The organism is Paenibacillus sp. UNC451MF (assembly GCF_000686845.1).
Taxonomy (GTDB): Bacteria; Bacillota; Bacilli; order Paenibacillales; family NBRC-103111; genus Paenibacillus_S.
This window is the reverse complement of the sequence record NZ_JMLS01000004.1, coordinates 218,153-243,060: the sequence shown is the minus strand read 5'-3', so window position 1 is coordinate 243,060 and position 24,908 is coordinate 218,153. Positions and strand designations below refer to the sequence as shown.

At 45.5% G+C, this 24,908-nt stretch carries 28 protein-coding genes and 1 riboswitch; of the genes, 27 read left to right on the top strand and 1 reads right to left on the bottom strand.

Features of this window, described 5'->3' with window-relative positions; genetic code table 11:
- Positions 1-134: 134 nt before the first annotated feature.
- From BP97_RS0108570 to sigF, 4 genes are all read left to right on the top strand, one after another.
- Entirely contained in the window at positions 135-1,316 is a 1,182-nt protein-coding gene (locus BP97_RS0108570) for a D-alanyl-D-alanine carboxypeptidase family protein (protein WP_028548733.1), read from the top strand.
- A gap of 149 nt (positions 1,317-1,465) precedes the next feature.
- Positions 1,466-1,819 (top strand): anti-sigma F factor antagonist, encoded by a 354-nt coding sequence (gene spoIIAA / locus BP97_RS0108565; protein ID WP_028548732.1) that lies wholly within the window; start codon positions 1,466-1,468, stop codon positions 1,817-1,819.
- Positions 1,816-2,262: an anti-sigma F factor gene (gene spoIIAB / locus BP97_RS0108560; protein WP_028548731.1), complete on the top strand. Its 447-nt coding sequence runs from the start codon at positions 1,816-1,818 to the stop codon at positions 2,260-2,262. Before spoIIAA ends, spoIIAB begins: the two co-directional genes overlap by 4 nt.
- A gap of 12 nt (positions 2,263-2,274) precedes the next feature.
- On the top strand, positions 2,275-3,030 hold the full coding sequence (gene sigF, locus BP97_RS0108555; protein ID WP_028548730.1) for an RNA polymerase sporulation sigma factor SigF: 756 nt from the start codon (positions 2,275-2,277) through the stop codon (positions 3,028-3,030).
- A gap of 103 nt (positions 3,031-3,133) precedes the next feature.
- Here the strand turns inward: sigF and BP97_RS0108550 are convergent, their stop codons facing one another.
- Complete coding sequence (locus BP97_RS0108550; RefSeq protein ID WP_028548729.1) at positions 3,134-3,343, bottom strand: DUF378 domain-containing protein; 210 nt, start codon at positions 3,341-3,343, stop codon at positions 3,134-3,136.
- Positions 3,344-3,510: 167 nt separating this feature from the next.
- Here BP97_RS0108550 and BP97_RS0108545 point away from each other — a divergent pair, with 167 nt between their 5' ends.
- From BP97_RS0108545 to resB, 23 genes are all read left to right on the top strand, one after another.
- Complete coding sequence (locus BP97_RS0108545) at positions 3,511-4,143, top strand: stage V sporulation protein AA (RefSeq protein ID WP_028548728.1); 633 nt, start codon at positions 3,511-3,513, stop codon at positions 4,141-4,143.
- The gene (locus BP97_RS0108540) at positions 4,140-4,565 is read left to right on the top strand and encodes a stage V sporulation protein AB (protein WP_028548727.1); all 426 of its coding nucleotides are present in this window, start codon (positions 4,140-4,142) and stop codon (positions 4,563-4,565) included. Before BP97_RS0108545 ends, BP97_RS0108540 begins: the two co-directional genes overlap by 4 nt.
- 58 nt (positions 4,566-4,623) lie before the next feature.
- Positions 4,624-6,315: a spore germination protein gene (locus tag BP97_RS0108535; protein WP_051620475.1), complete on the top strand. Its 1,692-nt coding sequence runs from the start codon at positions 4,624-4,626 to the stop codon at positions 6,313-6,315.
- 125 nt (positions 6,316-6,440) lie between these two features.
- Positions 6,441-7,772 carry a diaminopimelate decarboxylase gene (gene lysA, locus BP97_RS0108530; protein ID WP_028548725.1) on the top strand — a complete coding sequence of 444 codons (1,332 nt, stop codon included), beginning with the start codon at positions 6,441-6,443 and terminating at the stop codon, positions 7,770-7,772.
- A 130-nt stretch (positions 7,773-7,902) separates the two neighbouring features.
- On the top strand, positions 7,903-8,334 hold the full coding sequence (locus BP97_RS0108525) for a peptidylprolyl isomerase (protein ID WP_028548724.1): 432 nt from the start codon (positions 7,903-7,905) through the stop codon (positions 8,332-8,334).
- Between the two features lie 157 nt (positions 8,335-8,491).
- Positions 8,492-9,607, top strand: coding sequence for a phosphodiester glycosidase family protein (locus tag BP97_RS0108520; protein ID WP_442952357.1), 1,116 nt, complete (start codon positions 8,492-8,494; stop codon positions 9,605-9,607).
- Between the two features lie 114 nt (positions 9,608-9,721).
- A riboswitch (FMN riboswitch) is annotated at positions 9,722-9,879 on the top strand.
- Between the two features lie 284 nt (positions 9,880-10,163).
- Positions 10,164-11,303 carry a bifunctional diaminohydroxyphosphoribosylaminopyrimidine deaminase/5-amino-6-(5-phosphoribosylamino)uracil reductase RibD gene (gene ribD, locus BP97_RS0108515; RefSeq protein ID WP_028548722.1) on the top strand — a complete coding sequence of 380 codons (1,140 nt, stop codon included), beginning with the start codon at positions 10,164-10,166 and terminating at the stop codon, positions 11,301-11,303.
- The gene (gene ribE / locus BP97_RS0108510) at positions 11,284-11,952 is read left to right on the top strand and encodes a riboflavin synthase (protein ID WP_028548721.1); all 669 of its coding nucleotides are present in this window, start codon (positions 11,284-11,286) and stop codon (positions 11,950-11,952) included. Before ribD ends, ribE begins: the two co-directional genes overlap by 20 nt.
- 25 nt (positions 11,953-11,977) lie before the next feature.
- The gene (locus BP97_RS0108505; protein ID WP_028548720.1) at positions 11,978-13,186 is read left to right on the top strand and encodes a bifunctional 3,4-dihydroxy-2-butanone-4-phosphate synthase/GTP cyclohydrolase II; all 1,209 of its coding nucleotides are present in this window, start codon (positions 11,978-11,980) and stop codon (positions 13,184-13,186) included.
- A gap of 66 nt (positions 13,187-13,252) precedes the next feature.
- On the top strand, positions 13,253-13,720 hold the full coding sequence (ribH, locus tag BP97_RS0108500) for a 6,7-dimethyl-8-ribityllumazine synthase (RefSeq protein ID WP_028548719.1): 468 nt from the start codon (positions 13,253-13,255) through the stop codon (positions 13,718-13,720).
- A 117-nt stretch (positions 13,721-13,837) separates the two neighbouring features.
- Entirely contained in the window at positions 13,838-14,677 is an 840-nt protein-coding gene (locus tag BP97_RS0108495; protein ID WP_051620455.1) for a segregation and condensation protein A, read from the top strand.
- Complete coding sequence (gene scpB, locus BP97_RS0108490) at positions 14,646-15,254, top strand: SMC-Scp complex subunit ScpB (RefSeq protein WP_028548717.1); 609 nt, start codon at positions 14,646-14,648, stop codon at positions 15,252-15,254. Before BP97_RS0108495 ends, scpB begins: the two co-directional genes overlap by 32 nt.
- A 178-nt stretch (positions 15,255-15,432) precedes the next feature.
- The gene (locus BP97_RS0108485; RefSeq protein WP_028548716.1) at positions 15,433-16,110 is read left to right on the top strand and encodes a DUF2953 domain-containing protein; all 678 of its coding nucleotides are present in this window, start codon (positions 15,433-15,435) and stop codon (positions 16,108-16,110) included.
- A 117-nt stretch (positions 16,111-16,227) separates the two neighbouring features.
- A complete protein-coding gene (ytfJ, locus tag BP97_RS0108480; protein WP_028548715.1) occupies positions 16,228-16,704 on the top strand; it encodes a GerW family sporulation protein in 477 nt (158 codons plus the stop codon).
- Positions 16,705-16,858: 154 nt separating this feature from the next.
- Positions 16,859-17,953, top strand: coding sequence for an HD-GYP domain-containing protein (locus BP97_RS0108475; protein WP_028548714.1), 1,095 nt, complete (start codon positions 16,859-16,861; stop codon positions 17,951-17,953).
- Positions 17,953-18,642: an SOS response-associated peptidase gene (locus BP97_RS0108470; protein WP_028548713.1), complete on the top strand. Its 690-nt coding sequence runs from the start codon at positions 17,953-17,955 to the stop codon at positions 18,640-18,642. Before BP97_RS0108475 ends, BP97_RS0108470 begins: the two co-directional genes overlap by 1 nt.
- Before the next feature lie 209 nt (positions 18,643-18,851).
- Complete coding sequence (locus BP97_RS0108465; RefSeq protein ID WP_028548712.1) at positions 18,852-20,024, top strand: D-alanyl-D-alanine carboxypeptidase family protein; 1,173 nt, start codon at positions 18,852-18,854, stop codon at positions 20,022-20,024.
- Positions 20,025-20,050: 26 nt separating this feature from the next.
- A complete protein-coding gene (locus BP97_RS0108460; RefSeq protein WP_028548711.1) occupies positions 20,051-20,671 on the top strand; it encodes a nucleoside recognition domain-containing protein in 621 nt (206 codons plus the stop codon).
- Positions 20,672-20,677: 6 nt separating this feature from the next.
- Complete coding sequence (locus BP97_RS0108455; protein WP_028548710.1) at positions 20,678-21,211, top strand: spore maturation protein; 534 nt, start codon at positions 20,678-20,680, stop codon at positions 21,209-21,211.
- 59 nt (positions 21,212-21,270) lie between these two features.
- Positions 21,271-21,612, top strand: coding sequence for a hypothetical protein (locus BP97_RS39595; protein ID WP_081823982.1), 342 nt, complete (start codon positions 21,271-21,273; stop codon positions 21,610-21,612).
- Between the two features lie 21 nt (positions 21,613-21,633).
- Positions 21,634-22,380, top strand: a complete 747-nt coding sequence (locus BP97_RS0108445; RefSeq protein WP_028548709.1) for a pseudouridine synthase — start codon at positions 21,634-21,636, stop codon at positions 22,378-22,380.
- A 64-nt stretch (positions 22,381-22,444) separates the two neighbouring features.
- A complete protein-coding gene (gene resA, locus BP97_RS0108440; protein WP_028548708.1) occupies positions 22,445-22,975 on the top strand; it encodes a thiol-disulfide oxidoreductase ResA in 531 nt (176 codons plus the stop codon).
- 222 nt (positions 22,976-23,197) lie between these two features.
- On the top strand, positions 23,198-24,871 hold the full coding sequence (gene resB / locus BP97_RS0108435; protein ID WP_028548707.1) for a cytochrome c biogenesis protein ResB: 1,674 nt from the start codon (positions 23,198-23,200) through the stop codon (positions 24,869-24,871).
- Positions 24,872-24,908: the final 37 nt, after the last annotated feature.

Genomic DNA, 24,908 nt, shown 5'->3' with positions numbered 1-24,908 from the left:
CCATAAATAATATAACCGAAAGTCGGGACGACGGTGTCCCGGCTTTTTCTTTTTCCACGGATTGGAATATTTAAAGGCAAAGTAGTCAACACTGATTAGCAGCAATATAACTTTTTTTGGAGGGGTAGAAAGGTATGCTCAACAAGGTACTTAAACTGTTCGTTTCTATCTCGCTGCTAGCGTCATTAGCATGGCCTGCGGCGTTTGCGGAGGAGAAAAAGCCTCCGAACCAAGCTGTTGATTTGGCACCAAATGCGATGTCTGCAGTAACAGTCGATGCGGATACAGGGACGGTCATTTTCGAGAAAAATAAAGATGCGAAATTACCTCCGGCTAGTATCACGAAAATCATGACAATGCTGCTCATCATGGAAACGATTGATCAAGGAAAGCTTAAGATGGATGACAAAGTACGCACCAGTGAGTATGCAGCATCCATGGGAGGCTCGCAAATCTTTCTTGAGCCAGGAGAAGAAATGACAGTTCAGGACATGCTGAAGGGGATTGCCATGGCGTCAGGAAACGATGCTTCCGTTGCTATGGCGGAGAAGATCGCCGGCTCCGAGCAAGCATTTGTTCAGATGATGAACGATCGCGCTCAACAGTTAGGAATGAAGAATACTCATTTTGCGAACTGTAACGGCCTCCCTGCGGATAATCATTATTCCTCTGCTCAAGATATTGCTATCATGTCCCGAGAGCTGCTGAAGCATGAAGAAATTACACAGTTTACAGGGGCATATCAGGACTATTTGCGTAAAGAAACACCTAAGCCGTTCTGGCTCGTGAATACGAACAAGCTAGTTCGTTTTTACAGCGGTGCCGACGGCCTAAAGACAGGTTACACGGGTGAAGCGAAATTTTGCTTGTCGGCGACAGCCAAAAGAGATAATTTGCGCGTCATCAGCGTCGTAATGGGTGAGCCAAACACGAAAACCCGCAATGCGGAAGTATCGAGCTTGTTCGATTACGCCTTCTCTCAATATACAAACTTGTCGATTGTCAACAAAGGTGATGATCTTGGACAGGTCCGAATAAGTAAAGGTGAGAAGCCACAGGTACCTTTGACTGCAACGCAGCGCTACAGCCTGCTGTTGAAAAAGGGTGAAGCCGCCGAAGGCATCCGTCATGAAGTACAGCTCGATCAAGACTTGAAGGCTCCGATTACGAAGGGCCAACAAGTAGGTAAAATCGTTGTATATAAAGGCGATCAAGTATTATCGGAGTTCCCGCTTATTGCTCCTGAAGATGTTAAAAAAGCAGGATTGTGGGTTCTAACAAAACGGTCTGTCAAACGTTTGTTCTTTATTGATTAAATGATAGAAGTCGGTTCGATTGTGCGGCTCAAGCACAAAATGTCACATTTCTTCTATTTCTAGCGCATTTCTTCTAGTTTTGTCGGAGGGCAGGAAAAGGCAAAATCAATGTAGAAATGAGTGTGCATGAAAGGGAAGGAGTGAGCAGCTTGAGTCTGCATATTGAACTGGAGCATAACCGTAAAACGCTGATCGTCAGGCTAAAGGGTGAGTTGGACCATCATACCGCGGATTCCGTTAAAACGCGTATGGAGGAAGCTCTCAACAAAGGCAATACGAGCCATATGGTTTTGAGCTTGAAGGACTTATCCTTCATGGACAGCTCAGGGCTCGGAGTCATCCTTGGACGCTACAAGCAAGTTACGGCCAAGGGCGGCAAAATGGTTGTTTGTGACGTCAACCCGTCCGTATACCGTTTGTTTGAAATGTCCGGTTTATTTAAAATTTTGTCTATTCAGGATAACGAAAGACAAGCTCTCACCAGTTTGGAGGTCGTATCATGAGTGAACGAAATTTTATGACACTGCAGTTTGCTAGCCGCTCTGAGAATGAATCTTTTGCCCGTGTCACAGTCGCTTCCTTCGTCTCTCAGCTTGATCCAACGTTAGATGAGTTGACCGATTTGAAGACTGTTGTTTCCGAAGCGGTAACCAACGCGATTATTCATGGTTATAACAATCGGCCTGATGGTATCGTTACCATTCATGCTGAGATGCAAGACGATACGGTCTATTTGACCGTCGAGGATCAAGGAGCTGGTATCGAGGATTTAGAGCTGGCTAAACAGCCTCTATTTACTTCCAAACCAGAGCTCGAGCGCTCAGGAATGGGCTTTACGATTATGGAAAACTTTATGGATGAAATTGAAGTGACTACCGAAGTCGGGATCGGAACAAAAATTAAAATGAAAAAGCGAATTGAATCTAAAAAAGCTTTATTCAATTAGGGGTCTGATCTTATGGATGTCGATTTGAAACATGCTTCCCACAGCTATTTGGATGATGCCGAAGTCAAAAGGTTAATTGCTTTGAGTCAATCCGGAGACGCGCTTGCCAGGGAAACCCTGGTAAACTGCAATATCCGTTTGGTTTGGTCCGTTGTGCAGCGCTTTTTGAACCGCGGATATGAAGCCGAGGATCTGTTTCAAATTGGCTGCATCGGATTGCTGAAATCCGTAGACAAGTTTGATTTATCCTATGATGTCAAATTTTCTACATATGCTGTCCCTATGATTATTGGTGAGATTCAGCGCTTTCTTCGGGATGATGGAACACTGAAGGTGAGCCGCTCTTTGAAGGAGCTCGCGAATAAAATTCGCAAAACGAAGGATGAGCTTTCCAAACGCAACGGTCGCCTGCCGACGATTTCTGAAGTAGCGGAAGAACTGCAGATTTCTCCGGAGGATGTTGTTTTCGCGCAGGAAGCAAATAAGCCGTTGTCCTCCATTCACGAGACCGTATTTGAAAATGATGGTGATCCGATTACTCTTATGGATCAAATTGCAGATGATGCGCAGGATAAATGGTTCGAGAAGCTTGCGTTGAATGAAGCCATCGGAAGTTTATCAGAGCGAGAGCGGCTGATTGTATACCTGCGATATTTCAGGGATCAGACGCAGTCCGAGGTGGCGAGCCGCCTAGGTATTTCTCAAGTTCAGGTTTCGAGACTCGAGAAAAAAATATTGCAATCTATTAAAGACCAAATAGCCCAATAGGCTGTTTGGTTTTTTTGGTGGAAAGCACTCTTACTTAATACAAAAACCGGATAACCTGTGAATCCGCATGTCACAAGTCGTCCGGCTTTATATTGTGATTTAACTAACGTGCCCTGGATTCATCCATGAATAAATACTTCAGGCAATACAGTCCGGACAAACCTACCAACGTATACACAATCCGGCTGAGTCCGGAGGAAGTGCGATGGATATCCCCGCCGAAGATAGCCGTTACAAGGTCCCACTGGAATAGACCGACAAGCAGCCAGTTCAAAGCTCCGATGATAACCAGCGTTAAAGCTACTTTACCCATTAGAAACACCCTTTCTTGGGATTGAGAGTCTGTGTCATATTGTTAATCTTTCATAAAAAGCAAAAGTTTATGCAGCACCTCAAGTGAATTTTTGGCAAGGAAGCAAATGACTATGAGCGCCGTTTGTTATTCATACTATGGGATAAATGCACAAGGGAGTGAATGGGATGAGAACTGCTTCCAATCCAACCTTGTATATCCGATTGCGCAAACGGGTTTGCGTACGCCGGGGTGAGGCGATCTACCTGGGCAGGATAGCACAATTGTTGGTTGATTCTGATTATGAAGAACCATTGAAAAACTTGCTGCTCCACCAGCCCAAGGAAAAAGAGGGCAATAAAATATTGATCGATATGATGCTGATCGTCGAATGTGTGAAGCGACAGTACCCGTTTTTGCAAATAGAACATTTTGGCGAGCCTCATTGCTTGGTCGACATTCATGAATCACGCAAGCCTCCGAACATCATCCAGATTATTGTGGTCTGGTTTCTTTTGTTTATAGGCTCGGGACTTGCCATCATGAACTTCCATGCCGATGTCAGTATGGCAGAAGTACACCAGAGGATATACCAGCTGTTAACAGGGAAATGGGTACAGCATCCTTTGATATTGCAAATACCTTACTCCATCGGGATTGGTGTTGGAATGATCGTCTTTTTTAATCACCTTTTCAAAAAGAAGTTCAATGAGGAGCCGAGCCCTCTCGAAGTCGAGATGTTTTTGTATCAAGAGAATGTCAACACTTACGTAGTGACGGAGGAATACATCAAAATTCATGAAGCGAGGGATCGGCAATGAACGGGTGGTGGACGATACCGCTTCAAATGTTCATTGGTTTGGCAGGCGGTATCGCAGTAGGCAGCGGGATGGTAGCTTTTCTCGTCGTTCTCGACGTCATCCCTCGACTAGCTCAAATATCCCGGACCTACCATCTGATCCGCTGGTATGAAGCATCCGTCATTGCAGGCTCATTATTTTTTACATTGTCTGATTTTTTTAATTGGTCCTATTCCTTTCTTCCGATGGCTGCTGGCCTGTTCGGATTGTTTGCCGGCGGTTTTGTCGGGATGCTTGCAGGAGCGCTCACAGAGGTTGTGAATGTGCTGCCCATTTTAACCAAACGAATCGGAATGGGTTCATATATGATTTGGCTTCTCATGGCAATGATTTTTGGGAAAGTACTAGGTTCCTTGCTGGACTGGCTGAATTTTTTGGGATAGTACAGAGGGTGAAGGGAGACTGACAGAATTGAAGAAGATACCTATAAAGCCAAAACAAATGTCTGGACGTGAAGAGGCGGGAGAAGAAAGGAAGCTGGAAATTGACAGCGAGGGTAATATTATTTCGTCTTATGACTGGCAGCCGCCGGAGTTTAAAGAGGAAGCCGATAAGGTCGAAGAGGAGCCCTCAGATCGATCGGATCAATCTGAAGGGAAGAGCAGCAATCAACCTAAGGAAGATCATATCCCAGTAGATTTTAAACAGTTAAGCAAGCTACTGGAGAAAGAAGTTGGCTTGAATCAGAGCTTTGACGTTGTCTTCAGAGAGATGGTGTTCGGAGGGCATAAGACAGGAATATTCTATTACAACGGGTTCGCCAAGGATACTGTTCTCACCATGATACTTGACCGGATGTCAGCCGCCGAAATTTCCAATCGAACGTTGGAAGGTCAAATTACCGAATCTCCGGTGGCCCATCAAGTCCAAGGCGGAAAAGGGCAGGACGCGGTACAGCTGTTCATGGACGCAATTATTCCACACATCCAGGTGAAGGAAACTAACAAGCTTAGCGAAGTAATCGACAACGTTTCGATGGGAGCGAGCGGCTTCTTCTTCGAAGGGGCAACCTCTGCAATTATCGTAGATGCCAAAACCTTCCCCGTCCGTTCCACAGAAGAACCCGATCTGGAACGGGTAGTTCGCGGTGCAAGAGACGGCTTTGTCGAGACACTGCTAACCAACGTTACTTTAGTGCGTCGACGTATACGTGATCCTAAACTAAAATTGGAGATGCTGAGAGCAGGGAGAAGGACACATACGGATATTTGCTTGGCTTATATTGATGATATTTGTGATCCTGCCCTGGTGGAATCTATCCGAGATAAGATACAGAAGGTTGAAGTCGACGGACTTCCCTTGGCGGAGAAGCAGCTTGAGGAAGCTATTGTTGGCAAGAGCTGGAACCCTTATCCGAGTGTTCGTTACTCGGAAAGACCGGATATCGTATCCGTTCACCTGCTTGAAGGACATGTCGCCGTATTCGTCGATACGTCGCCAAGCGTTATCATATTGCCGACAACGTTCTTTCACCATGTTCAGCATGCTGAAGAGTACAGGCAGACCCCCGCTGTTGGTACTTATCTGAGATGGGTCAGGTTCATAGGTATTGCAGCATCTATCTTCTTGCTTCCGCTTTGGTTCCTGCTTGTTACGTCACCTGAGCTTAAACCGGCAGGATTAGAGTTCCTGGGTCCACAAAAAACAGGAAGGCTTCCGCTGCTTGCCCAATTTTTGATAGCTGAATTAGGGATTGATTTAATGAGGATGGCGGCTGTACATACGCCTTCCCCGTTGGCAACGGCTATGGGGTTGGTTGCCGCTATATTGGTTGGAGATGTAGCTGTAAAGAGCGGATTGTTCGTGAATGAGGTCATTTTGTATTTAGCTATAGCGGCTGTCGGGACGTTTGCGACACCAAGCTATGAGCTTAGTCTTGCGAATCGTCTCGCCAGACTCGGTCTGCTGATTTTGGCCGCAGTGTTTAAAGTGCCAGGTGTAGTCGCAGGCTTTACTTTATTGCTGGTGTATTTGGCAACGAGAAGGTCGTACAACGCACCTTATATGTGGCCGTTCATCCCGTTTAATTTCAAGGCACTGAATGAAATCATCGTACGCCGTCCGTTTATGGCCCGCAAAAACCGCATGAGCTTAACGCAAACGACGGATAACACACGGCAGCCCAAGTCGTAAGCTCGAGGGTTAACTTGCATATTCAAGATTCGCTATTGATTAATTACGTCGTTTCTCTTATTGTCAGCCTGCATTCGATTATGGTACCTTAGAAGTAATGTTCAGGGGGAAGAGGGAAACCGATTATGTACTTACATGGAACCAGTAAAATTAATGATAAAGGGCACCTCCAAATCGGCGGCTGCGATACAACGGATCTCGTTGCAAGCTTCGGAACACCGCTGTATGTGATGGACGAAGCATTAATTCGCCAAAGATGCCGTGAATACGTAGAAGCATTCCGCGCTTCCGGCTTAAAATTTCAAGTCGCTTATGCAAGCAAAGCGTTTTGTGTAATGGCCATGTGCCGTATTGTTGAGGAAGAAGGGATGTCGCTTGACGTCGTATCCGACGGTGAGCTGTATACAGCCCTGCAAGCAGGATTCCCGGCCGATAGAATTCATTTCCACGGCAACAACAAATCACCGCAAGAAATCGAGATGGCTATCGATGCCAAAATCGGCTGCTTTGTTGTCGACAACATGGTGGAACTCCATTTGTTGAATGCAATTGCAGGCGAGAAGCGCCAGAAGGTCAAAATTTTGTTCCGTCTTACACCTGGTGTAGAAGCACATACCCACGAGTACATTTCGACTGGGCAAATCGATTCCAAGTTCGGTCTGGATCTGGATAACGGTTCTGCTTATAGAGCGATCCAGGAAGCAATTCAGCTTCCAAATATTGAGCTGCTCGGAGTGCATTCTCATATCGGCTCACAAATTTTTGAAGTGGAAGGCTTCCAACTTGCAGTTGACAAAGTAATCGCTTTTGCAGCTAAAGTCAGAGAAGAGTTAGACGTTGTTTTCAGTGTTGTCAACTTGGGCGGTGGCTTCGGAATTCGCTATGTCGACGGGGACACTCCATTGCCGGTCAGCAAGTATGTTGAAGCTATTACGCAATCGATCAAGACAAACTTCAGTAAATACAGTTACCCTACGCCGGAAATTTGGGTAGAGCCGGGCCGCAGTATTGTCGGCGAAGCCGGTACGACTCTCTATACGGTCGGTACTTATAAGGATATTCCTGGCGTTCGTAAATACGTTGCTGTAGACGGCGGAATGACAGACAATCCGCGTCAAGCGCTGTATGAGTCCCGATATGAAGCAATGCTGGCTAACCGCGCTACGGAAGCGGAAGATGAGCTGGTCTCCGTTGCCGGCAAATGCTGCGAGAGCGGAGATATGCTTATATGGGATGTGAATCTTCCCAAAGTTAACAGCGGCGATGTCTTGGCTGTTTCCTGCACAGGAGCGTACAATTACGCTATGGCCAGCAACTATAACCGCATCCGCAGGCCAGCTGTTGTATTTGTAAAGGATGGTCAGTCAGATGTTGTAGTTCAGCGTGAAACTTACGACAATATTGTAGGCAATGATGTAATCCCTGCCCGCATGAAGCAAGTAACCAAAACAGTGTGATTTTCTCAGAGCCGGCTCTGGTAAGTTACCGGAGATCCGGCTTTTTTGCTTGAGCGAAAAAACTGATTTGTGAACGCGTTCCGGTTATAGTACAATAGGACACATTGAATAATAAAGGAGTGTACATATAATGGCAAAACAAGCTCATATTACATTAGCAAACGGTGGCGAAGTCGTTATCGATTTGTTTGAAAAAGACGCACCTAACACGGTTGCTAACTTCGAGAAACTGGCAAACGACGGCTTTTACAACGGGTTGGTATTTCACCGTGTCATTCCTGGCTTCGTAGCCCAAGGCGGTTGCCCTACTGGTACTGGCACTGGCGGTCCTGGTTATAAAATCAACTGCGAAATCAACCCTAACAAGCATGAGCGCGGTTCGCTCGCTATGGCGCATGCCGGACGCAACACAGGTGGAAGCCAATTCTATATTTGCTACCAACCGCAACCGCATTTGGACGGCCAACATACTGTATTTGGAAAAGTTGTTTCTGGTATGGAGCATGTAGACGCATTCCAAGGCAGAGATCGTATGGAAACAGTAAAAGTAGTCGAAGCATAATCGACTCGAAGATAAAGACCGAATTCCCTTTCGATAAGGGTTTTCGGTCTTTTTTTGCATGTTATTTCCGTATTTCATTTCATTCCCAGTTCATTTTCATCTTTTTTTCATGGTATTGTTTAATAGACATCTTAGATTACTAGAATGAAAGTAGGTTATCATTTTGGATAGCAATCAAGGCTTGTCCTTGCAACCAACTCGAACGACTACCGGTAAGAACGCTCGTAAGCAGCGTAGAAAGCGCAAATTGGCCTATTCATTACTTCTGCTGATCGTACTCGGACTTGCTGCACTCATATGGTTTTATGGCACGACATTGGGCTCTACGATTCGTTATATGATGGCCGATACACTGATTACAACGCAGCATCGCCACTGGGCGAAATATTTGATCGGTGAAGAAGAACTGAACCGCAGAGTCTTGGACTATGAAAAGCAATTTGATGAAATGGCTCAAATTAAAGACCAGCACAACATTGATCTGGAGAATAAGGCTAACAAAAATGTGGAAATTGAAGATATAGAGGGAAAGAATTTTAAAGGACACATTATGTACGTCCACGATCCCAAAATGATCCGTGTTGTAACAACAAGCATTGTTGGACAAGGAGAGCAAATATTAAGCATGGTTCAGAGAACTAATGCCATAGCGGGTGTGAACGGAGGGGCTTTCGACGATCCAAACTGGGATGGTAACGGATTTAAGCCGGCAGGGATTGTCATGTCGGGAGGCAAGCTGCTGTACAGCGATGTAGGCATGGAAGATCCCGTAAATGTCGTAGGGATAGATAGCAACGGGTTAATGGTGGCAGGGCGGTACAAGCCATCCGAGCTGCTGGATATGGGCGTGAGAGATGCTGTAACCTTTCAGCCTAAATTTATTGTTAATGGCAAAGGGCTTATTAAAAACCAAGCAGATGGATGGGGCATAGCTCCAAGAACTTGTATGGCCCAGAAGCAGGACGGCACAATCATGTTCGTCGTTATTGATGGGCGCCAACCTGGCTATTCAATTGGAGCGACTTTATATGACGTTCAAAATATTTTGTTGGAAAGAGGAGCTGTTACTGCAGCGAACCTGGATGGGGGTTCATCCTCCGTGCTTGTAAAAGACAATGCAGTTGTGAATAAGCCTTCCAGCAGCTATGGAATGCGATATCTGCCTACTGCTTTTCTGGTTTTTAGCAAACCCAACCAGGTGGATGTCAAAAATATTTGGGAAAATATCGATATGGACCATTTCAACTCGTCCTATAAGCCTTTTAATCAATAAGACCTAGAGGGAGAAGAATGCACGGTAGCAGAAACATCTTGCATTTTTCATTTCAGGGTGTTATTATTTCTGACAAACGTTGGTTGTCATGACTGACGATTTGTTTTTCATAAGAATTTCCTTCGGGGCGGGGTGCAATTCCCCACCGGCGGTGATGCATTGCGATCTTCGCATTGCTTAGTCCGTGACCCGCGCAGTGGCTTTAAGCCGCGGCCGGCTGACTCGGTGTAACTCCGAGACCGACAGTATAGTCTGGATGGGAGAAGGAAAAATGCAAACGGCGATATTTCGTCACGGCTGTTCATGAAACTGGACGGGTCATTTTCACATGAGGGAAATGCTTATTTTCGTTTGAAAAAATCGGGAATATGCTGCCTTATTAGATGGTGACAGTTGTTTCTTTAACTTTATTTAGCCGTGCCGTATGTAGCTTTAGTTATGCGTTTTTTGCATATGCCTATCAAAGCCAGGCCCCTTTTCTCCATGTAGAAGAGAGGGCCTTTTCTGTTGTTATCTGAAGGAAATTGCACGCCACAAGTGGGGAGGAGATGCAGCGGTGGAGCTGATTAACGACGAGTTCTATATGAAGCTGGCTATTCAGCTTGCCGAGGGAGCTTCTGGTCAGACAGGAATCAATCCTGCCGTAGGCTGTGTACTTGTGAAGGAAGGCCGTATCGTCGGGATGGGGGCTCATCTGAAGCGCGGAACGCCGCATGCGGAGATTCATGCTTTACAAATGGCAGGATCTGAGGCGGAAGGTGCGACCGCCTATGTTACTTTAGAGCCTTGCTCTCATCATGGCAAGACGCCGCCTTGCAGCGATAGGCTCATTAAAGAGAAGGTGAAGCGGGTTGTCGTCGGATGCACAGATCCCAATCCCTTAGTGGCCGGGACCGGCATCGAGCGTTTAAGGAAGCACGGCATTGAGGTGAAAGTCGGCTTAATGCAAGAACAGGCCGTGTCGTTAAACGAAGCATTCAACAAGTATATCGTATCGAAAAGACCTTTTGTGACATTGAAGACAGCAAGCACATTGGATGGAAAGATCGCATCGAGAACAGGGGATAGCAAGTGGATAACGAACCCTGAATCCCGTGCCTTTGTTCATACTCTTCGCCATCGAAATCAAGCGATCATGGTCGGTGTAGGTACGGTGCTTAGCGACAATCCTCTTTTAACGACCCGATTGGACGTTCCAGCACTAAGCCCAATCCGCATTATTGTGGATTCGAAGCTGCGAGTGCCGCTTACGGCCAATGTCGTTATTGACCGCTCTACAGAGACAATAATCCTAACAACGGCACAATCAGACGAGGTTAAACGTCGAGCTTTGGAAACAGCTGGTGTGACGATTCTAATTTGCGGAGAAGGTCCTCGTGTTGATTTGCCGAAAGCGATGGAGCTGTTGGGTGAAAGGGAAATCGCTACGATCCTGCTCGAAGGCGGAGGTCAACTGAACGGTGCGATGCTGGAGCAGCAATTAATCGATAAAATGCTGCTTTTCTATGCTCCCAAGATTGTCGGGGGCGGGGCCGATGCACCATCGAATTTCGAGTTTGCCGGTTTCGAGTTGATGAAAGAGGCAATTGAGTTAGAGCGTATTTCTGTTCAACAATTTCAGAAGGATGTTTGTATAGTCGGGTATCCTACTTATGGAAGCGAGGTGAATGTTGCGGATGTTCACGGGCATCATTGAAGAAATGGGCGCGATGAGAAGAATATCGAGGCAGGGGCAAGCGATGATTCTAACCATCGGCGCTAAAAAGATATTGGAAGATGTTCATTTGGGCGACAGTATATCCGTTAACGGTGTTTGTTTAACGGTAGTTCAATACGATGAATCTTCGATTACTGTCGATGTTATGCCGGAGACGTTCCGCAGAACCTCTCTGCAAAAGCTGCATGTGGGTGACCCGGTCAATTTGGAGCGTGCCATGCTTGCTGGTGGACGATTTGGAGGGCATATCGTACAAGGTCATGTGGATTCTACCGGCGTCATTACCGAGAGGCATCCTGAAGAGAACGCTGTAGTGTTCCAAGTGGAGCCAGCCGAGCCATCGATCCTGAGATATATGATTCCTCATGGCTCTATTACCATCGACGGCATAAGCCTTACATTGGTTCAAGTAACGGAGCAGCGATTTACGGTATCTATCATACCGCATACATTGGCCCAGACAGTCCTTCAACATAAGAAAGCAGGCGATGAAGTGAATCTTGAGGCTGATGTTTTGGGCAAATATATGGAGAAGCTGCTGACTCATCGCACAAGCGGCAGCGGCGAAACGGCACGTAAGCAGGGGGCCTTGACGGAAGCATTTTTAGCGGAGAACGGATTTATTTAACTAACTAGAAAGGCGGGGTGTGAACATGGATACTTCATTTCAATTTCATACGATAGAGGAAGCCATTTATGATTTGATGCTAGGGAAAATCGTTATCGTCGTCGATGACGAGGACCGCGAAAATGAAGGAGACTTTATCGCTCTTGCCGAAAAAGCGACCCCTGAGGTCATAAATTTCATGATCAAGGAAGGCCGGGGTCTTGTATGCGCACCTATTACGGAAGAGCGTGCGCAAGAGCTGGAACTCCCTCCGATGGTAACTCAGAACACCGATTATCACGGTACAGCTTTCACGGTGTCTGTCGATCATATGGATACTACAACGGGTATTTCCGCCTCAGAGCGGTCTCTTACGGTGAAGTCGCTTATCGATCCTAAGACGAAAGCGCACAGTTTCCGGCGTCCCGGACATATATTCCCGTTAATCGCAAAAAAAGGCGGGGTGCTTCGTCGGGCAGGCCATACGGAAGCGGCCGTTGATTTAGCTCGGATGTGCGGCTCGTATCCGGCAGCGGTTATTTGCGAGATTATTAAAGAGGATGGGGAAATGGCCCGTGTCCCCGAGCTAATGGAATTCAGCCGTAAGCATGATATGAAAATCATTACCATTCAAGCTTTGATCCAATATCGGAATCATAAGGAAAAGCTGGTGAAGCGGGAGGTGGAAGCTAAGCTTCCTACGGACTTTGGTGTCTACACAGCCATCGCTTATTCCAATATGGTGGATCAGAAAGAGCATGTAGCATTAGTTAAAGGGAAAATCGACAGCAATGTACCTACACTGGTCAGAGTTCACTCCGAATGCTTGACCGGCGATGTATTCCATTCTCACAGATGCGATTGCGGACCTCAGTTGGAAGCAGCCCTTAAACAGATTGACGAGGAAGGCGCTGGCGTGCTGCTGTATATGAGGCAGGAAGGCCGCGGGATTGGTCTAATCAACAAGCTCAAAGCCTATGTCCTGCAGGAGCAGGGCCTGGATACCGTAGATGCCAATTTACAGTTAGGCTTTGCTGCAGATCTACGTGACTATGGTATCGGTGCACAAATATTAAAGGATCTTGGTGTAAACCAAATTCGGCTGTTAACGAATAACCCGCGTAAAATTAAAGGTCTTGAGGGGTATGGCTTGACTGTTGTAGAGAGAGTGCCGATTCAAATGGAAGAGAACGAGTCGAACACAAACTACTTACACACGAAGCAGGAAAAGCTCGGCCATATGCTGCGGTTTTAAACTTTTGTCGAAAAATACACATTTTCTTAATAAAAATATAATCCGTTGGAAGGATGTTGTAAAAACATGGCGAAAATATACGAAGGACATTTGATTTCAAAAGGTTTGAAATATGGTATTGTAGTTGGTCGTTTTAATGAATTTATTACAAGCAAGCTGCTTGGCGGTGCCTTGGATGCTTTGAAACGACACGGTGTTGAGGAAGAGGAAATTGAGATTGCTTGGGTTCCCGGTGCTTTTGAAATTGCTCTGATTGCGCAAAAAATGGCGGAAAGCGGTAAGTACGATGCAGTTATTACTTTGGGTGCGGTAATCCGCGGATCCACTCCGCATTTTGACTACGTGTGCAATGAAGCTGCCAAAGGGGTTGCGGCAATCAGTCTGAAAACCGGCGTTCCGACTATTTTCGGCGTATTGACTACAGATTCCATTGAGCAGGCTGTTGAGCGTGCAGGGACGAAAGCTGGTAATAAAGGATGGGAAGCAGCTACGACAGCAATTGAAATGGCGAATTTGACCAAACAGCTTTCCTAAATTACAATGGATAATTAGGGCGATGCGCAAATGCTGTCATTAAAGCGCGGAAATGCTCGGTTATCCCATGAATATGAAATGCTTTCGAAGATGATTTTCTTCGGAAAATCTTAGTCTATGCTTACGAAGAAGGTTTTGCTACGCAAAACCCTTAGGGGGAAATTCTACTTGGAAAAGGTTACATACAAGCTGGATACGTTTGAAGGCCCCCTCGATTTACTATTACATTTAATTGATAAATCAGAAATTGATATCTATAACATCCCGATCAAAGAAATAACAGATCAATACATGGAGTATTTGGATGCTATGCAGGAGCTGGAACTGGAGGTTACAAGCGAATTTCTAGTTATGGCGGCGACGCTTCTGTCGATCAAAAGCCAGATGCTCCTGCCTAAGCCTCCGGTTATAGAGATGGATTACGATGATTATATGATGGATGAGGATTACGACCCCCGTGCCGAGCTGGTCGCCAAGCTGATCGAATACCGCAAGTATAAAGCGATTGCCGATCATCTAAGAGACAAGGAGCTGGAGCGGAGTCTGATCTACACGAGGGAACCCGAGGACCTGACTCCATATGTCCCAGCGGTTGTTGAGAACCCTGTAAAAGGTCTGCATATAGCCGACTTGGTACGTGCGTTCCAAAGAGCGTTGAGCCGGATGTCCAGCCGTAACATGGTTGCCAAAATCCGCAAGGATGAAATATCGGTTAAGGACCGGATGAGAGAGGTTGTCCAGTACTTGGAGGAAGCCGGAGGGAAAGTGTTGTTTTCCAAGTTAGTGGGTAGCGACACGACCAAAGAAGGGATTGTAACGACTTTTTTGGCACTGCTGGAATTAATGAAAGTTAAGGTTGTCGTCTGCTATCAACATAAATTATTTGAGGATATTGTGATTCAGGCAAGAGAGGAAGGAACGGCACATGGATTTTCAACAGATGAAATCAGTTATTGAGGGCTTGCTGTTTGTGGCAGGAGACGAGGGTCTGGATGCCAAACAGTTGGCTGAAGTGTTAGAGCAAAATGCTGATTTTGTCAGAGAGCTTGTGCTGGACCTTCAGGCTGACTTCCATAGAAGCGGCCGCGGCTTGCAAATTGTTGAATTAGCGGGCGCCTATCAATTAACAACACTTCCTGCGCATGCTCCTTACTTTGAACGTTTGGCCTACTCACCTTCTCGTTCTTCCTTATCTCAAGCTGCTTTGGAGACCTTAGCTATAGTGGCCTACAAGCAACCGATTACTCGGGTAGAAATTGAAGATATTCGTGGAGTTAAGGCAGAACGTGCGCTTCAGACATTAGTTGCAAAAGATTTGATTCAAGAGGTCGATCGGGCGGATGCGCCTGGTCGTCCGATATTGTACGGTACAACGAAAGCGTTCTTGGATTATTTTGCTCTAGCCTCTATTGAGGAGCTGCCCGAAACCTCGTTATTCCAAAATGACGACAATCTGGAGGAAGAGACAAGATTACTTTTTGATAAGCTGGATGGTCAGCAGATCACATTCGAGGACGTATCCCAATCCGAGTAGCAAAGTAGTTATATTTCAACGCATGTTTTACCATCGCAGGGCTATACTAACTCCTGAATGAACGGAAGCGGAGCTTCTCGAATAAGGAGTTATTTTGCTTTGTATAATCATGCAAAGCATGTGGTTCTGATAGGTCTCCCCGTCCCTGGGGAAGGTAATTGCGTGCGGGAGGTAGAACATGATTTGGCCTTGGATCTTGGGAGCGGTAATTGTCCTTCTGGCTCTTCTTGCTTGCAGCAGCATGCAGTGCAGGTTCACTATTGTGCGTAAAAGGCAGGATGATGAGATTGTTGTCGATGTACATACGATGTATGGTTTGGTGAAGCAGCGAATAGCTATCCCAGTTGTCAAATTTTTAAATGTAACCGAAGGCGTGGATTATAAAACGGAAATTGTTAATAAAGCGAATAACCAGCTGGAGCAAGGAACAAAAAACAATCTCACAAATGAGAAAATTAAACAAGCTATTGAGAATTTTCAATTACTGTTAGCCCATTGCTTTCAATTTAACAGTTGGTTTAGAGAGACGTTACATCAGGTGCGCTGCACCGAATTTTATTGGAAAACAAACGTAGGTGTTGGAGATGCTCCAGAAACAGCAATGACAGCTGGAATGGTGTGGGGGCTTAAATCATCTCTTCTTGGTTATCTGTTTCGATTCGTGCAGTTGGAAACAAGACCAGTCCTTCAAGTGATTCCGCAATATAACGTAGTTACTTTTTCATCGGAAGTTCAGGTACTGGCCAAAATCCGCGTATATGAAGTAATGCTTGCTGGTTGCCGCTTGCTGGGTCGCATCATGAAAATAAAGGGCGGTTTACGAATGTGGCGCAAGGTATTATTTAAAGCTTCATGACAAGTCGCGGATGGCTAAATTATTTACCATTACATAGGCCCATCGTCTTCGGGAGATGCTAATGATGCGACAGGATTCCCTGAGTATCAAGTGTTGAGACGAAGAGGAGGAGACTAAATGACAACACATCCGATTGAAGGCTTAATGAAGGTTGCAATGGAAAATATAAAAGAAATGGTTGATGTCAACACCATTGTTGGCGATCCTGTTGAAACGCCGGACGGCAGCGTGATTATGCCAATTTCCAAAGTGGGATTCGGCTTCGCGGCGGGCGGCAGCGAATTTTCAACGGATGACAGCAATAATACTGGAAGCCATCGGAACGATTCGATGAATGCGCAAGTGGCTCTTCCTTTTGGTGGAGGTAGCGGCGGCGGGGTATCCATCACACCGATTGCATTTCTGGTCGTAGGGAAGCATGGTGTAAAAATTGTACCGTTGGATAACCAAACGCATTTGCTTGAACGCCTCATTGATTCTGCACCAACGGTTGTGGATCGCATTCAAAGCATGATGAAGGGGAATAAGCCCGGTATGACCGAAAATGGTTCCCATGTGACGAACAATATTGAGAACCAAAATTTTATTGTTTAGCGGCATTTTATCAGTATATGTATGGAGTGAAATTATTGCCGGCTGCTCAAATTATTTGGGCAGCTTTGCTTTCGTTACTTCTAATGATGGTTGCTCTTTGAGGGGCTTTCTTTTATATTTAAGTTATGAGTCAATAATGAAAGAGGTTTTTTTCGTGCGTTTAATTCCTACGCGATCCTGTATTCCCGGCATGAAACTAGGGAAATGCATTTTTAACGAGGAAGGTGTCATTTTACTTAAAGAGCATGTTGAGCTTACACAGACGGTACTTAATCGTCTTCAGCAGCTTGGCATCGATTTTTTATACATTGAAGATGAAGCAACAAGCGATGTACATATTGAAGATCCTATCTCGGATGAAACGAAAATCAGGGCTCTTACCGAAATCCGCACTCAATTCAGATTGATGATTGAAGGCAACAGTAGACAAAAATTTTCTAAAAATCATTTCATGGGAAAAGCATTTGGAAATGTCATGAAAATGATTATAGAGGATCTGGACTCCAGAGAAGATGCATTGATTATGTTGATGAATATGAACGTAATGAATACCTACCTGTACCAGCATTCACTTAATGTTTGTATTTATGCTACCATGCTCGGCATGGCTTCCGGATACAAGCAGGATGATATCTTAACTCTAGGTATCGGAGCTCTATTACACGACATTGGAAAGACGAAAATCAATCAGGATATGCTGAAAAAGCCAGGGCCATTGACGGATGCCGAGCGTGCCGAGCTCCAGACTCATGCGGAGATAGGATTTAAATTATTGAAGGACGAGCCGAACATTCCTCTTATCGCAGCACATTGTGCATTTCAGCATCATGAACGGCTTGATGGGAGCGGTTACCCTCGAGGGATAAAAGATAAAGAGATTCACGAATATGCCAAATGGATTGCCATTGTAGACAGCTATGATGCAATGACTACGCACCGGCCCTATAGATTAGCTATGCTTCCACATCAAGCTATGGAAATATTGTTTGCAGGCGTTGGTACTTTGTATGAGCATAAAAAAGTCGCACTATTCAGAGACAATGTAGCCATTTATCCATTAGGTCTTTCGGTTGTATTGAGCACAGGAGAAAAAGGAGTCGTTGTCAACATAAATCCTGCTGTACCGCAACGCCCAATCATTCGCGTGTTTGAGAATGCTGATGGGCAAAAAACACAGCCTTATGAGGTCGATTTGTCAGAGAAGCTAACCGTCTTTGTGAGCAGTGTGGATGATTGGGGTGGACATTAATGTGCGGACGGTACACGGTTACCGTAACGCTGGAGGAGCTGATGCTCCGTTTCATGCTGGGAGACAGCATAGCAGCTAAGTATGCCCCGCGATATAATATTGCTCCGGGACAGTGGATCCCTTCGATAATAGGTGGGGAAACGGTACAGGAACGACGTTTAGGCGAGCTGCGATGGGGGCTCGTTCCGAATTGGTCGAAGGATGAGAAGAGCGGAGCTAATCCGATCAATTTGCGCGCAGAGACAGTGACGGAGAAGCCGTCATTTCAACGACTGCTGACTAGGAAAAGATGTCTCATCCCGTCCGATGGGTTCTACGAGTGGAATAAGACAGGGAAGAGCAGTAAGCAGCCAATTCGGTTTACGCTAAAAGACGGTGCACTCTTTGGAATGGCGGGTTTATACGATACATGGATTCAAGCCGACGGTGGACGGCTGCATACCTGTACCATCATTACAACGACGCCTAATCGACTTGTTGCCAGTATTCATGAAAGAATGCCTGTAATTTTAAATAGTGAATCGGAATCAATATGGCTCGACCGAACCATTACGGATGTGCAAAGACTAAAGCCTCTTCTGGCCCCATATCCTGCTGAGCTTATGACCTCTTACGAGGTCGATCCTAAGGTGGGGAATGTGCGTTATGATGAGCCTGATTGTATTGCACCTCTACACGCACTGTGGTAGCACGAAGTTTGCTCTGTATGAACGAAGGATCGTTCATGCAGAGCTTTTTTATTTGTTTTGTAACTCATAACCAAGGTGGATAAGCATATATATGTACAAGATGTCCCGTTAACGAAGCAAAGTATTATCGTTCCTCCTCAGCGTAATCTAAGGCGGAGGTGAACGCTCAATGCGAGGAGTAGCATTATGTTTAGGAGGATCGGAGCCACATGAAAAGATTGGGTTCGTTGTTGATTCTAGGTATATACCTTTTTATCTCGGCAGGCTGGCCTGCTGCTGTACAAGCCGCTCCTCCTGTTTCTACGCATGCGGAAGCGGCAGCATTGATTGATGTCACCTCAGGACGGATATTGTACAGCCAGCAAGGGGACAAACAAATGCGGATAGCCAGTCTGACCAAGATAATGACCGCCATTGTCGCTATAGAGAACAGCAAGCTATCGGATATGGTACAAGTAAGCAAGAATGCAGCCGGTAAAGAGGGCTCCTCCATTTATTTAAAGCTGGGCGAAGAAATGAGTATGAATCATTTGCTTTATGGCATGATGCTTCGTTCTGGTAATGATGCGGCAACGGCTATAGCAGAGCACGTGGGAGGGACTGTGGAAGGGTTTGCCTATATGATGAACGAAGAGGCGAAGCTGATAGGAATGAGCCGGTCAAGCTTTAAGAATCCGAGCGGCCTCGATGCCGACGGTCATTATTCCACAGCTAATGACATGGCCAAGCTGGCCGCACATGCGCTTCACAACCCAGTCTTCCAGGACATCGTTAAGACCAAGGTCAAGAAAGCGCCTAATCCGAACGAAGCTTGGGATTATTCCTGGTTAAACAAGAACAAAATGCTCAGCTTGTATGAAGGGGCTGACGGTGTGAAGACAGGGTATACGAAAACGGCGAAACGATGCCTCGTTTCATCAGCTACCCGCAACGGACAGCAGCTGGCTGTTGTGACGCTGAATGATGGCGATGATTGGGCCGATCATGCCAAATTATTGGATTACGGATTTAAAAATTTCCCATTACAGCAGTTTATCGGCAAGGGAGACGTTGTACAAGGAACGGAATTTGCGGCAGGAACCAGCTTTGCTTATCCGGTGCTCGATTCGGAGAAAGGTCAATTTACTTCTAAAATACAACTGATAGATCCAACCTCAACGAGCTATCGCCTTGGTGAAAGAGGCTCTCTCACATACAGCCTTAATGGCCAATCGATCGGCAGTGTGCCGCTGTACGATAAAGACAGCCCTAGATTAAAGCAGCAAGAACATTCCGCATTTTCCTTCCAGGCATCTGAGCAAGGAACCGCAACCTATACTCAAAAGTGGCTGTATATCGTACAATTTCTGGTCCGTGTTTTATTCACTGGGCGCGCTGTATAACGATAGCGGAAAGGAGACACGGGACTATGGTGAATTTCATTTGGTTGTTCTTCATTGTTGCCGGTTTTATTGTTGCTGCGGTCAAAGGGAACATTGAACTGGTCACACAAGCAGCGTTTGAAGGAGCTAAAAGCGGAGTTACCGTCTGCTTTGGACTCATCAGTGTTATGGTATTTTGGTTAGGTATGATGCGAATTGCGGAGGATGCAGGATTGCTTCAAAAGTTAGCGGTTTTGTTAAGACCGTTCGTCCGCTTCCTATTTCCTAGTGTTCCAAAGGACCATCCTGCTATCGGTTACATTATGTCTAATATGAGTGCGAACATATTAGGATTAGGCAATGCGGCGACTCCGATGGGAATTAAAGCGATGCAGGAGCTTCAGTCGCTTAATCCGAACAAAGAGATGGCTAGTCCAGCAATGTGTACGCTCCTGGCACTCAATACAGCGAGTATTACATTAATCCCTACGACTCTCATCGCTATTCGTATGAATTATCAATCCGTGAATCCTACAGATATAGTCGGTACAACTTTAGTAGCCACTTTTATTTCGACTTTAGCTGCCATTGCGGTAGATAAGTGGTACCGCCGTCGCAATACGCCTTTGTTCCGAACTCCCCCAGCTAATCCCCGAGGGAAAGGATGATCGAAGTTGTACTCATTTGTTAATATGATCTCCGCTTGGGCGATCCCAGTCATTATTGTGTTTATCCCATTGTTTGCTGCATACCGCAAAATTCCCGTCTACGAATCGTTCGTGGACGGGGCTAAAGAAGGCTTTGATACGGCCATTCGGATTATTCCGCATCTGGTTGGTATGATGGTGGCAATTAGTGTATTCAGGGCATCAGGAGCCATGGAGCTGCTAATCGGTTGGGTCAGGCCTTTATGTGCGATAATAGGCATTCCAAGCGAAGTGCTGCCTCTTGCTATTTTGCGTCCACTTACAGGGGCTGGCTCGCTGGCTTTTACAACGGACTTGGTTCAGCAGTTCGGGCCGGACTCCATGATCGGTCGCATTGCTTCAACTATACAAGGAAGCACGGACACGACTCTGTATGTCATTACGGTTTATTTTGGTGCTATTGGTATACGCAAGGCAAGCTATGCCCTCAAGGTCGGTTTGATTTCCGATGCTGTAGGATTCATTGCTTCTGTTGTGATCTGTTATTTAGTCTTCGCCTAGAACCCCCTAAATTCTCCGCACATATACTGTACCAGCGAACAGATTAAGAGGTGAGCTGAGTGCAGTATTACGGTATTATTATCCATCATTCGGTATGTCCCTCCATTAACGGTAAAGGCTACGATTTCTTTATATCCCGCGATGGCTCCATCATTCCCGCCTCCGAACAAACCGATCCCCTCTACATCCACATTTGTGTAGAAGGTGATTTTTCTGAGCCCCGTCACAGCTTCACAGTAGAAGAGAGGGAACAACTATTTATTCTAAATAAACTGATCATCCGACTGGCAGAAACATGCCGATTTCAACCGGACGACATATTTCCGCACAGTATTTCGTGCCCAGGTGCTTTTTTCCCATGGTCTCAGCTTGTGATTTCACCTGATGATAGGTATCATTAGGTTTGAGGTGAAGAGAGTCCAATGGAACGATTACAAAAAGTATTGGCAGAAGCGGGAGTGGCCTCCCGGAGAAAATGTGAGGAATTGATCACTGCAGGCCGCGTGCAGGTGAATGATAGTGTAGTCACAACTTTAGGGGTAAAGGTTGATCCCCAAAAAGATGTGATTCATGTAGATGGACGAGCTATCCGGCAGCAAAAGAAAGTTTATGTGCTGTTCAATAAGCCGAAAGGCGTAATCACTAGTGCATCCGATCCGGGCGGTCGTAAAATTGTTACAGATTTCTTGAAAGAAATTAAGGAGCGAATTTACCCGGTAGGCCGGCTGGATTATGATACCGAAGGTTTGCTGCTTCTCACCAATGACGGTGAATTTGCTAACTTGCTCACACATCCTAAGCACCACGTACCTCGTACATATCATGCTACAGTTAAGGGAGTGCCGCACGGCTCCTTGTTGGACAAGCTTAGAGCGGGCATTCAGCTTGAAGATGGAATGACAGCTCCAGCCGAGGTTGAATATTACGACGTCAATCCGGAAAAAAATGAAACTATAGTATCTATGACCATATATGAAGGACGCAACCGTCAGGTGCGCCGGATGTTCGAAGCCATCCAGTTTCCTGTCATTAAGCTGAAACGCGTTCAATTCGGTCCGATTCCTCTATTGGGGGTAGCGAGGGGGAAATTCCGCCATTTGAGGCCTCAAGAAGTGAAAGAACTGATCGATAGCGCTCTCAAGACACATAAAATTCAAAAAGGGAAATAAGCGCTGACGCCAAATTTCGATATAATGGGGATAGACTCGACTAGATCGTTTGAGGTGTGAAACAATGGGACAAAATAAACGTTGGGTTCAAATAGCCATATTTGCTGTTGTTATTGTGATCGGCGCATTAACGCTGTATAACAATTTATACGCAAAGGACAAGAAACCTGTCGAAGGCTCCAAAGCTCCCGATTTTTCATTGGTAGATTTGGATGGCAAGCAGCACAAGCTTTCCGATTACAAGGGTAAGTCCGTTATGGTCAACTTTTGGGGTACATTTTGCCCACCCTGTAAAAGTGAAATGCCGGCAATTCAGCATCAGTATGATAAGATGAACAAGGATACGACGGCGATTCTCGGTCTTAATTTGGGCGAAAGCAAGATAACGGTTCAAAGCTTCATGGAGCAATACAAAATTAATTTTCCTGTTTTACTGGATGATAACGAAGAGACTCGTAAACGATACGGGGTTATGCAGTATCCAACTACTTTTTTTATTTCTCCTGATGGTAAGATCGCTAAGATTAAAATTGGTGAAATGGACGAAGCTTATATTGAGCAAACTTTAGCTTCCATCTCGGTATCCGGTAAATAAAAAATGTGTTACGAGCTTCAATAAATGTGCATTAATTACGTAAAGGCAGTGCTATCCTTGAGATACCTCCTTTACGTAATGATGCATGTACTCATTCATAAACATGGGAATGCTTACAAACGAAACATTAAAAGATTGCATTAAAACGAGGCTGGTTTCTTAGGGAAACGCAGCTTAAGCTTATGACGTAGGCTTTTTACGAAAAGCCCTCAGGAGGACACCATGATTCAAAATACAAAATGCGAATGCGGCCATCAAAATTTAGTCGGAACCGTACTTTGTGAGTCATGCGGCAAACCGCTGTATGATGATGAGAGCACAGAACCGCTCGAAATGCGTTATGACGGTGTGGCAAGACGTTCGCAGAAAGCAAACCCGGGTTTGCTTGACAAGGTATGGAACTTTTTCTCATCCGTGAAGATTGCCATCTATATTATCATTATCACGCTGTTAGGAGCCGCCCTGGGTACTATTTTTACGCAAGAAAGCAACTTTATTAACTTCGATCCTTCTACTTACTACAAAGAAACATACGGAACGATCGGTGAAATCTACTATATGCTTGGCTTATCACATACATACGAATCATGGTGGTTTATAACACTGCTCTTTATGCTAGGTACCTCGCTTGTTGTCTGCAGCCTGGATCGGGTGCTTCCGCTGTATCGCGCACTGAACAAACAGCAAATTCGTAAGCATAACAGCTTTATTTTAAGGCAAAAGATTTCTTACAATAGCCCCATACTCACTCAGAATGATGATGTAGAACAGAAATCGAAAGAATGGATTGATCATGCGGCCGTTCTGTTAAAGAAACAGCGCTACCGCGTACATACGGATGGAACAGCACTTTTGGCGGAAAAAAATAGATTCAGCCGGTGGGGACCTTATATTAATCATATCGGGCTGATCATTTTCTTGCTAGCCGTTCTTATGCGCAGCCTGCCCGGGTGGAATATGGATCAATACGTAGCTTTCCCAGAAGGAACACCTGTGAAAATTCCTTCAACGTCTTACTACTTGAAGAACGAAAAATTCACCGTAGACTATTACTCGGAAGCCGAGATGTCGGATGATTTTCGGGCCAAACAGCAATCGGTCGCCAAAATTTACGAAACCAAGGCAGTCTTGTACAAATGTACGGCCAATTGCGATGATCCCCTTAAAGAGCCTACGCTTGAAGAGGTTCACCGCCAAGATATTGTCGTAAACAAGCCGCTTAATTATAAAGGACTGCTTGCCTATCAATATGATTTCAAAGAAGACCCCTTGTTGATATCCGTCAAACCTTCTCTGAAAAATAAACAGACCGGAGAAGTGTACGGCAGCATGGATCTTTCAATGACCCGTCCAGCTGAAGAGTACAAGGTAGGTCCTTATCAATTTAAGCTTAAGGGGTATTTCCCTGAATTCGGTTTGGACGATAAAGGGGCTCCGATGACGAAATCAAATGATGCAAAGGCACCTGCGTTTATATTTTATATAACCGGGCCAGGGCTCTCTTCGGGTGGTCAGCCATTCATCTATTTTCCTAGACAAGTAGATAAGGAGACGTTTGCCCAGGATCAGATTAACGGTGATATTGCCAATAAGTTGGAGCTTTCTGTTAATTCGATGGCTGATGTTAATTTCTCTTCTTATACTAGTTACTTGAATATTCGGGTGGATCGCGCGCTTCCATTCATTTGGGTTGGAGCAGGCATATCCATGATTGGTTTGGTAATGGGCTTTTATTGGCATCACCGCCGAGTCTGGGTAAGAATTGACGAAGGGAAGCTGTCACTAGGAGCACACACCAATAAAAATTGGTTCGGCATTCGTAATGAAGTGGCACAAGTTCTCAAGAAATCCGGGATTCAAGTAGATCCCAAGACATTAGAGGCAGGGGTGTTGTAGTAGTGGACAGCAGTACGTTGTTGTTTCTTGCTTTCAT

What these genes read in the sequence shown, in the direction of transcription:
- BP97_RS0108570 (WP_028548733.1), top strand. Translation starts at nt 135, where the DNA reads ATGCTCAACAAGGTACTTAAACTGTTCGTTTCTATCTCGCTGCTAGCG.
- spoIIAB (WP_028548731.1), top strand. Translation starts at nt 1,816, where the DNA reads ATGAGTGAACGAAATTTTATGACACTGCAGTTTGCTAGCCGCTCTGAG.
- sigF (WP_028548730.1), top strand. Translation starts at nt 2,275, where the DNA reads ATGGATGTCGATTTGAAACATGCTTCCCACAGCTATTTGGATGATGCC.
- BP97_RS0108550 (WP_028548729.1), bottom strand. Translation starts at nt 3,343, where the DNA reads ATGGGTAAAGTAGCTTTAACGCTGGTTATCATCGGAGCTTTGAACTGG.
- BP97_RS0108545 (WP_028548728.1), top strand. Translation starts at nt 3,511, where the DNA reads ATGAGAACTGCTTCCAATCCAACCTTGTATATCCGATTGCGCAAACGG.
- BP97_RS0108540 (WP_028548727.1), top strand. Translation starts at nt 4,140, where the DNA reads ATGAACGGGTGGTGGACGATACCGCTTCAAATGTTCATTGGTTTGGCA.
- BP97_RS0108535 (WP_051620475.1), top strand. Translation starts at nt 4,624, where the DNA reads ATGTCTGGACGTGAAGAGGCGGGAGAAGAAAGGAAGCTGGAAATTGAC.
- lysA (WP_028548725.1), top strand. Translation starts at nt 6,441, where the DNA reads ATGTACTTACATGGAACCAGTAAAATTAATGATAAAGGGCACCTCCAA.
- BP97_RS0108525 (WP_028548724.1), top strand. Translation starts at nt 7,903, where the DNA reads ATGGCAAAACAAGCTCATATTACATTAGCAAACGGTGGCGAAGTCGTT.
- ribE (WP_028548721.1), top strand. Translation starts at nt 11,284, where the DNA reads ATGTTCACGGGCATCATTGAAGAAATGGGCGCGATGAGAAGAATATCG.
- BP97_RS0108505 (WP_028548720.1), top strand. Translation starts at nt 11,978, where the DNA reads ATGGATACTTCATTTCAATTTCATACGATAGAGGAAGCCATTTATGAT.
- ribH (WP_028548719.1), top strand. Translation starts at nt 13,253, where the DNA reads ATGGCGAAAATATACGAAGGACATTTGATTTCAAAAGGTTTGAAATAT.
- BP97_RS0108495 (WP_051620455.1), top strand. Translation starts at nt 13,838, where the DNA reads ATGCTTACGAAGAAGGTTTTGCTACGCAAAACCCTTAGGGGGAAATTC.
- scpB (WP_028548717.1), top strand. Translation starts at nt 14,646, where the DNA reads ATGGATTTTCAACAGATGAAATCAGTTATTGAGGGCTTGCTGTTTGTG.
- BP97_RS0108485 (WP_028548716.1), top strand. Translation starts at nt 15,433, where the DNA reads ATGATTTGGCCTTGGATCTTGGGAGCGGTAATTGTCCTTCTGGCTCTT.
- ytfJ (WP_028548715.1), top strand. Translation starts at nt 16,228, where the DNA reads ATGACAACACATCCGATTGAAGGCTTAATGAAGGTTGCAATGGAAAAT.
- BP97_RS0108470 (WP_028548713.1), top strand. Translation starts at nt 17,953, where the DNA reads ATGTGCGGACGGTACACGGTTACCGTAACGCTGGAGGAGCTGATGCTC.
- BP97_RS0108465 (WP_028548712.1), top strand. Translation starts at nt 18,852, where the DNA reads ATGAAAAGATTGGGTTCGTTGTTGATTCTAGGTATATACCTTTTTATC.
- BP97_RS0108460 (WP_028548711.1), top strand. Translation starts at nt 20,051, where the DNA reads ATGGTGAATTTCATTTGGTTGTTCTTCATTGTTGCCGGTTTTATTGTT.
- BP97_RS0108445 (WP_028548709.1), top strand. Translation starts at nt 21,634, where the DNA reads ATGGAACGATTACAAAAAGTATTGGCAGAAGCGGGAGTGGCCTCCCGG.
- resA (WP_028548708.1), top strand. Translation starts at nt 22,445, where the DNA reads ATGGGACAAAATAAACGTTGGGTTCAAATAGCCATATTTGCTGTTGTT.
- resB (WP_028548707.1), top strand. Translation starts at nt 23,198, where the DNA reads ATGATTCAAAATACAAAATGCGAATGCGGCCATCAAAATTTAGTCGGA.